Below are 8069 nucleotides of genomic sequence, written 5' to 3'. Positions count from 1 at the left end.
GCGGTGTGCGCCAAGATGACAAGCGATCAACTGCCGTTTTTAGGTTCAATCGCCTGCAGCACTCGGTGCAAGCCCTTGCCACCTTGGTCCACCGGCACACCACCGGTTACCTGGCGTTGGCAATTGGCAACACTGGGACCGCTCAATTGGGGGCGTCCCAGGCCCCTCCAAAGCTTCCGCGGCACATCAGCTTGTCACTGCAACACATTGATGCTATGGTGCTTTTTACCTATCTTCACGTGCCGGGGCGGGATCAGACCATGCAAAAAAAGACGCCGCTCGACCGAGCCGCTCAAAAACCTCTTCAGCTGTTGGCAAACATGCATCGTTGGAAATTTTCTGTCTTGGCGGCTGCGGCCGTAGTGTCGGCCGGTTTTTATTCGGCTGACGCGTCCGCACTGGCCCTCGGCCGCATCACCGTGCAGTCTGCCTTGGGCGAGCCACTGCGCGCCGAAATCGACATCCCCCAAATCACGGCCGCCGAGGCAGACAACCTGCGTGCCGCGTCGGCAGCGCCAGAGGTGTTTCGAGCCCAAGGCATGGAATACACGTCGCTCGCGGGCAACCTTCAGTATCAGCTGCAGCGTCGCGCAGACGGCACGGCGTTTTTGCGTCTGAGCAGCGATCGGCCCGTGAACGAGCCGTTCCTGGACGTCGTACTCGACGCCAATTGGGGGGCTGGCCGGATCGTTCGCAGCTACACGATGCTGTTCGATCCCCCCGCGCTGCGCCGCCCCGCTCCGGCAGTGACGGCAGCACCGCAGATCACTGCCCCAGTCACCGAGACCTCGGTCATCCAGGCAACGCCTCGCCCTGCCGAACCGCCCGCTGCACGCCCTGCGGCTGCCGCACCCGCGCCTTCCCGTGCGGCGCCCGCCGATGGCGTCACCGTTCAGTCAGGCGACACGGCTGGCAAGCTGGCAAACGCCTATCGCCCCGCAGATGTTTCGCTGGACCAAATGCTGGTCGCCATGGTGCGCGCTAATCCCGATGCTTTCATTCAAGGCAACGTCAACCGCCTCAAAGCGGGTGCCGTGCTACAGATGCCCGATCAGGCAGCGGCCAAGGCCACATCTGCGCCTGAGGCGCGCCAGATCCTCGCGGCACAGGCGCGTGATTTCAATGAGTTCCGGCGCAAGCTGGCTGGCGCAGTGCCGTCCACCGAGGTCGCTGCAGCCCAACGCTCGGCAGCGGGTACCGTCCAAACCCGGGTGGAAGACCGCAAGCCTGCCACCGCTGCCCCAGACAAGTTGACGCTGTCCAAGGGATCCGTGCAGGGCACCAAGGCAGCCGAGGAAAAGCTCGCCAAGGACAAGCAGGCACAGGAAGCCGCCAAGCGCATGGCCGAGCTGTCCAAAAACATTACCGATCTGAACAAGCTCGCTACTGCATCAGCACCTGCGGGCGCGGGTACCGCACCTGCCGCAGCGCCCCCTGCGCCAGGCGGTGTTGCTGTTCAGGCGCCCGGCGTGCCCGCCACGCCCACCGCGCCGCCAGCTCCAGCCACCCCTGTCGAGGCGAGCGCACCGGCACCCGCGGCGGCAGCCAGCCCACCCCCACCGGCAGCGAGCCCTGAACCGGCCGCATCTGAGAACGTACCAGCCCCGGCAGCCGCACCGGCGCCAGCCGTGCAAGCGCCTGCGCCTGTGGTCGATGCTCCGCCACAGACGCAGCCAGGCTTCCTAGATGGTTTGATGGAGGACCCAGCGTTCCCGCTCACCGCCGCTGGATTGCTGGCCGTGCTCCTTGGCTTTGGGGCTTACCGTGTGGTCCAGCGCCGCAAGCAGGCAGGTGGCGTGGACAGCTCGTTCCTTGAAAGTCGAATCCAGCCTGATTCCTTCTTCGGTGCCTCTGGTGGGCAGCGCGTGGATACCGCCAACAGCGACGCGTCTACCGGCTCGTCCATGGCCTATTCGCCCAGTCAGCTCGACGCTGGCGGGGATGTGGATCCCGTGGCCGAGGCGGATGTGTACCTCGCTTACGGCCGTGATCTGCAAGCTGAAGAAATCCTCAAGGAAGCCATCCGCCATAACCCCGCCCGCGTTTCCGTGCACGTGAAGCTGGGCGAGATCTACGCCAAACGCCAGGATCGAAAAGCCCTCGAAGTGGTTGCGGAAGATGTGTTCAAGCTGACTCAGGGCGAAGGCCCGGACTGGGCGCGGATTACCGATCTTGGCCGTGAGCTGGATCCCGGCAACCCCCTGTATCAACCCGGTGGCCGCCCCGGCATGGCGGACGATGACATCCCCTCCATCCCACCCGGGTTGGGTGCGGCAGCGTATCCGGGGGCGGCGGTTGCAGTTGCAGCGGGAGCAACACCTCCCGATCTGGATCTGGACCTGGATCTGGACCTTGACCTTCCCGACAATGCCGTCGCGAACGCCCCAGCGCAGCCTGGCGGCTTTGCAGCGGCTGCAGCAGCTGTCGCGACACGGCGTGAAGGCAGCCCGTCGAATTCTGAGGAAATCCCCACCGTTCGACCGGATCTTCAAGCTTCGACTTCAACAGCATGGGCTCCACAAGAGACCGCGCCAAGCCCTATCGCACCTGCGCCCACAGCAGACAGTCTGGACTTTCCGGCCGTTGATGAACTTTCGATGGCGTCGTCTGGCCCTGCGCCTTTGAGCGCCGACCCTGTGGATTCCGCCCCAATGACGTTTGATCTCGGCGGTCTTTCGCTCGACCTGAATGCGCCAGCGCAACCGATGGCGCAACCCCAGGTCGAATCCGCTGCGCCGTCACTGGAAATGGACGACGACGACGATGGCTCTGCTGCTGCAAAGAGCGACCCGCTCGCAACCAAACTCGCACTTGCCGAAGAGTTCAATGCCATCGGCGATACCGACGGCGCCCGGACTCTCGTCGAAGAGGTGGTAGCCGAAGCCACGGGGGCGCTCAAGACGCGCGCCCAGCGAATGCTGGCCGACCTCGGTTGATCTACGGTACCTGCCAGCCATTGGCCCCATCAAACTGCGCCCCACGTTCCACCCCATGACCCGGGTGGCGCTGGGGGTCAGTTACAACGGGCAAGCCTACAGTGGATGGCAAAGCCAGCTCTCGGGCAACACCATTCAGGACAAGCTCGAAGCAGCGCTGGCGCGCTTTGCCACCCACCCGGTCAGCACCCTGTGCGCCGGGCGCACCGATGCAGGCGTGCATGGCCTGATGCAGGTGGTGCACTTCGATACGAAGCTCGACCGACCCGCCGCTTCGTGGGTCCGCGGAACCAACACGTTTTTGCCACCGGACATTGCGGTCCAGTGGGCACAGGTGGTTCCTGAGGGCTTTCATGCACGGGGTAGTGCCACGGCACGACGGTACGCGTACGTTCTGCTTCAGTCGCCCGTGCGACCCAGCGTCGACGCAGGCCGTGTGGGCTGGGTTTACCGCCCGCTGGACCACGACGCCATGCTCGAGGCCGCATCGCATCTGGAAGGCGAACACGATTTCACATCGTTCCGCGCATCGGCGTGCCAGGCCAAGTCGCCAGTGAAGACCCTGCGGCCCATCCGCATCACGCGCCGAGGAGCGCAAACGCCGCATCCGGGGCTGGCCTGGGCACCGTGCTACTGGCGTTTTGAATTCGAGGCCAATGCCTTTGTGCACCACATGATCCGCAACATCATGGGTTGCCTGGTCGCGATTGGGCAAGGCGACAAGCCCTCCCGCTGGATGGGGCAGGTGCTGCAGGCAAAGTCGCGCGATGCGGCAGCCCCCACCTTTTCACCGGACGGTCTGTATTTTCTGGGGCCGTGCTACGACGCCCGGTGGGGACTGCCCGAGCGCACGGCTGCGTATGATTGGCTTCCATGACACCCCAGACACGCACCCGCATCAAGATCTGCGGCTTGACTCGCGAACAGGATATCGACGCTTTGGTCGAAGCCGGCGTGGACGCAGTCGGCTTCAACATGTACCCGGGCAGCCCACGGTTCATTACCGTGGAGCGGGCCTGCGAACTGGCCAAGCGTCTGCCCCCCTTTGTAACGCCGGTTCTTCTGTTTGTGAACCAGTCGGCCGCGCATGTCATGGCCGCTTGCGAACGGGTGGCCGGGTCGGTGGCACAGTTCCATGGCGACGAATCGCCTGAGGAATGCCAGGTGGCCACGGCGCATGGAGCACGACCGTACCTGCGCGCCGCACGCATTCCCCTTGGCGACGGTGCGACAGGGTTCGACCTCGTAAAATACTGCCATCAGTATTCGCAGGCCCAGGCCATCTTGCTCGACGCCCATGTCGAGGGATACGGCGGCGGCGGCAAGGCATTCAATTGGTCACTTCTTCCACCAAGCGTCAGCTCTCACCTCGTTTTGTCTGGTGGACTCACGCCTGCAAACGTGACCGATGGCATTTTGCAAGTCCGTCCGCGTTGCAAAACGCTGGCGGTTGATGTCAGCTCTGGCGTCGAGGCCGACGGCCCCGACGGCAAGCCCCTCAAGGGCATCAAGGATGCCTCCAAAATCCAACGCTTCGTAGCCGCCGTGCGCGCGGCCGATGCACAGCTTGCAAAGAATGTTCATGACCTCCTATCAACAGCCTGACCCAGCCGGCCACTTCGGGCCCTACGGCGGAAGCTTTGTCAGTGAAACCCTGACGCACGCCATCCAGGAACTGCGCGACGCCTACGCGCGCTACCAGCACGACCCCGAGTTCCTCGCCGAGTTCAATTACGAGCTCAAGCACTTCGTGGGGCGTCCGTCGCCGATCTATCACGCCGCGCGCACCAGCCGCGAAATGGGTGGGGCGCAAATCTATCTCAAACGCGAAGACCTCAACCACACCGGCGCGCACAAGATCAACAACGTGATTGGCCAGGCCATGCTGGCCAAACGCATGGGCAAGCCGCGCGTGATTGCCGAAACCGGCGCAGGCCAGCATGGCGTGGCCACGGCCACCATTTGCGCTCGCTATGGTCTGGAATGCGTTGTGTACATGGGCGCTGAAGACGTCAAGCGCCAAAGCCCCAACGTGTACCGGATGAAGCTGCTGGGCGCCACCGTGGTCCCCGTTGAATCGGGCAGCAAGACCCTCAAGGATGCTCTGAACGACGCGATGCGCGACTGGGTGGCCAACGTGGACAACACTTTCTACATCATCGGCACCGTGGCCGGGCCGCACCCCTACCCCATGATGGTGCGCGACTTCCAGAGCGTGATCGGAAAGGAATGCATCGAGCAGATGCCCGCCATGCTGGCCGACCAGAAAGTGCCCGCGCAGCAGCCCGATGCCGTGATCGCCTGTGTCGGCGGCGGCAGCAATGCCATGGGCATCTTCCACCCCTACATTCCATTTGCAAACACGCGCCTGATTGGCGTGGAGGCCGCTGGTGAAGGGCTGGAGTCGGGCCGGCATTCTGCGTCGCTGCAAAAAGGCAGTGCGGGCGTGCTGCACGGCAACCGCACCTTCATCCTGCAAGATGACAACGGGCAGATCACCGAAACCCACAGCATCAGCGCCGGGCTGGATTACCCCGGCGTGGGCCCAGAGCACGCATGGCTGCAAGAGATCGGGCGCGCCGAATACGTTGGCATCACCGACAGCGAGGCACTGCAGGCCTTTCACTACCTGTGCCGTACCGAGGGCATCATTCCGGCGCTCGAATCCAGCCATGCCGTGGCCTATGCGATGAAGCTGGCCAAAACCATGCGGCCAGACCAGTCCATCCTGGTGAACCTCTCCGGGCGCGGCGACAAGGACATCGGCACGGTGGCCGACCTCAGCGGTGCCGACTTTTACTGCCGACCCAGCTGCCAGGGCCAGTCGGTCAAGGGCGGCGAGCAAACCGTGAAGGTGTTGATCAAATGAGCCGCATCGACGCGACATTCGCAGCCCTGAAGGCCCAGGGCCGCAAGGCCCTGATTCCTTATGTGACGGCTGGCTTTCCGTTTGCCGATATCACCCCGGCGCTGATGCACGGGATGGTGGAGGCAGGTGCCGATGTGATCGAACTCGGGGTGCCGTTCTCAGACCCGATGGCCGATGGCCCGGTCATTCAAAAGGCGGGCGAGAAGGCCTTGAGCCTGGGGGTGGGCATGACCCAGGTGCTGGAGTACGTGCGCGAGTTCCGCAAGCGCAACAGCGCCACCCCGGTCGTGCTGATGGGTTATGCGAACCCGGTGGAGCGATATGACCAAAAGCACGGTGCCGGTGCTTTTGTGCGCGATGCCGCCGCGGCCGGTGTGGATGGCGTGCTCATCGTGGACTACCCCCCCGAGGAGTGCGAGGCCTTTGCCGCCAGCCTGCGCGCTCACGGCATGGACCTGATCTTTCTGCTGGCCCCCACCAGCACCGACGCCCGCATGGCTCAGGTGGCCCGCGTGGCCAGCGGCTATGTGTACTACGTGTCGCTCAAGGGCGTCACGGGGTCGGGCGCGCTGGACACCGCAGCGGTCGAGCAGATGCTGCCGCGCATCCGCCAGCATGTGCACATCCCTGTTGGCGTGGGCTTCGGGATTCGTGATGCCGCGACCGCCCAGGCCATCGGCCGGGTGGCCGACGCCGTCGTGATTGGCAGCAGGATCATCCAGCTGATCGAGGAACAGGAGCACGCCAAGGTGGTGCCCATCACCATCGACTTCCTGCGCGGAGTGCGCAAGGCGCTCGACGCATAAAATAGCTTGTTGCGCTGCCGGTCGGCGCGTCGGGTCGGCTGCGCGGTGCGCCCCACGTCGCCGCTGATCCGGTCCGCTCCAGTTGCAAGGCTGCAAGGCCACTGGCCACTGGCCCATTCACACTGAGGAAAACCATGTCCTGGCTCGAAAAACTTCTGCCCTCCAAGATCCAGCAGACAGACCCCACCGAGCGCCGCCAGGTGCCTGAAGGCCTGTGGATCAAGTGCTCCAGCTGCGAGACCGTGCTGTACAAGGCCGATCTGGAACAAAACCAGAACGTCTGCCCCAACTGCAGCCACCACCACCGCATTGGTGCACGCGCTCGGCTGGATACGTTTCTGGACGCCGAGGGCCGCTACGAGATTGGTCAGGAAGTCCTCCCTGTGGATGCCCTCAAATTCAAGGACAGCCGCAAATACCCCGAGCGCCTGAAAGAGGCCCTCGAAAACACGGGCGAAACCGACGCCCTGGTCGTGATGGGCGGGGCGGTCAAAAGCATCAACGTGGTGGCCGCATGCTTTGAATTCGACTTCATGGGCGGCTCCATGGGCTCCGTGGTGGGCGAGCGCTTTGTGCGCGGTGTGGAAACCGCCATCGAGCAAAAAGTGCCCTTCATCTGCTTTACCGCCACCGGTGGCGCCCGCATGCAAGAAGGCCTGCTGTCGCTCATGCAGATGGCCAAGACCAATGCAGCACTGACCCACCTGGCCAAAAAGGGGCTTCCCTACATCAGTGTGCTGACCGACCCCACCATGGGCGGCGTGAGCGCAGGCTTTGCCTTTGTGGGTGATGTTGTGATTGCGGAACCCAAGGCGCTGATCGGTTTTGCGGGCCCTCGCGTGATCGAATCGACGGTTCGCGTGACGCTGCCCGAGGGCTTCCAGCGCGCAGAGTTTTTGCAGTCCAAGGGCGCGGTCGACTTCATCTGCGACCGCCGGGAACTGCGCAACACGGTGGCCAATACGCTGGCGATGCTCCAGCGCCTGCCCGCCGATTCGGTGGCGTAGGCCCGCCGCCCGCGCCATACGGGTGGCGCACGACCCGGTCGCCCCTACGTGGCCCTGGCCAACAAGGCTTTACCAAGCTTGATTGCTATTAACTTTGTAGCAATTTAGCTTTGATTGGCATGCGCGATGCGGGTTTTTGACCTTGTAAAACACCGCCCAAGGAAGCTCTGCGCCACTCCCCACGGTTTGCGCTGGTCAGGCAGATGCAGAGCTTTGTTAACCTAAAAACGGCAGTTGGATGCATTTGCCAGCGCTGCTGTTGGGGTGCCAGGCAAGGCGCGACGACGCGGCAGGCTCGTGCCTGCATGGCGGAGCAACACCGCATGGCGCTCCAAAAGCGGCGCTGGCAAGTGCATAGCGCTGTCACCCCAAAGGTGAGGCTGCAAAAACAACCCAAGGCTCGAGTCCACGCGGTGTGCGGCAAGATGACAAGCGGTCAACTGCCGTTTTT

At 63.7% G+C, this 8069-nt stretch carries 6 protein-coding genes; all 6 read left to right on the top strand.

Annotation, left to right across the window (positions count from 1 at the left end; translation table 11 throughout):
• The first annotated feature begins 320 nt into the window (after nucleotides 1–320).
• On the top strand, nucleotides 321–2936 hold the full coding sequence (locus tag ACK543_RS09310) for a FimV/HubP family polar landmark protein (protein ID WP_409942572.1): 2616 nt from the start codon (nucleotides 321–323) through the stop codon (nucleotides 2934–2936).
• A gap of 55 nt (nucleotides 2937–2991) precedes the next feature.
• Entirely contained in the window at nucleotides 2992–3813 is an 822-nt protein-coding gene (truA, locus tag ACK543_RS09305; protein WP_409942571.1) for a tRNA pseudouridine(38-40) synthase TruA, read from the top strand.
• Nucleotides 3810–4541, top strand: a complete 732-nt coding sequence (locus tag ACK543_RS09300) for a phosphoribosylanthranilate isomerase (protein ID WP_409942570.1) — start codon at nucleotides 3810–3812, stop codon at nucleotides 4539–4541. Before truA ends, ACK543_RS09300 begins: the two co-directional genes overlap by 4 nt.
• Nucleotides 4519–5805 (top strand): tryptophan synthase subunit beta, encoded by a 1287-nt coding sequence (gene trpB / locus ACK543_RS09295; protein WP_409942569.1) that lies wholly within the window; start codon nucleotides 4519–4521, stop codon nucleotides 5803–5805. The genes ACK543_RS09300 and trpB overlap by 23 nt, the downstream gene beginning before the upstream one ends.
• Entirely contained in the window at nucleotides 5802–6611 is an 810-nt protein-coding gene (gene trpA / locus ACK543_RS09290; protein WP_409942568.1) for a tryptophan synthase subunit alpha, read from the top strand. Before trpB ends, trpA begins: the two co-directional genes overlap by 4 nt.
• A gap of 134 nt (nucleotides 6612–6745) precedes the next feature.
• Complete coding sequence (gene accD / locus ACK543_RS09285; protein WP_409942567.1) at nucleotides 6746–7618, top strand: acetyl-CoA carboxylase, carboxyltransferase subunit beta; 873 nt, start codon at nucleotides 6746–6748, stop codon at nucleotides 7616–7618.
• Nucleotides 7619–8069 lie beyond the last annotated feature (451 nt).

This window comes from Acidovorax sp., assembly GCF_046341535.1.
Classification (GTDB): Bacteria; Pseudomonadota; Gammaproteobacteria; order Burkholderiales; family Burkholderiaceae_C; genus Acidovorax.
This window is presented reverse-complemented; position numbering and strand designations above follow the sequence as displayed.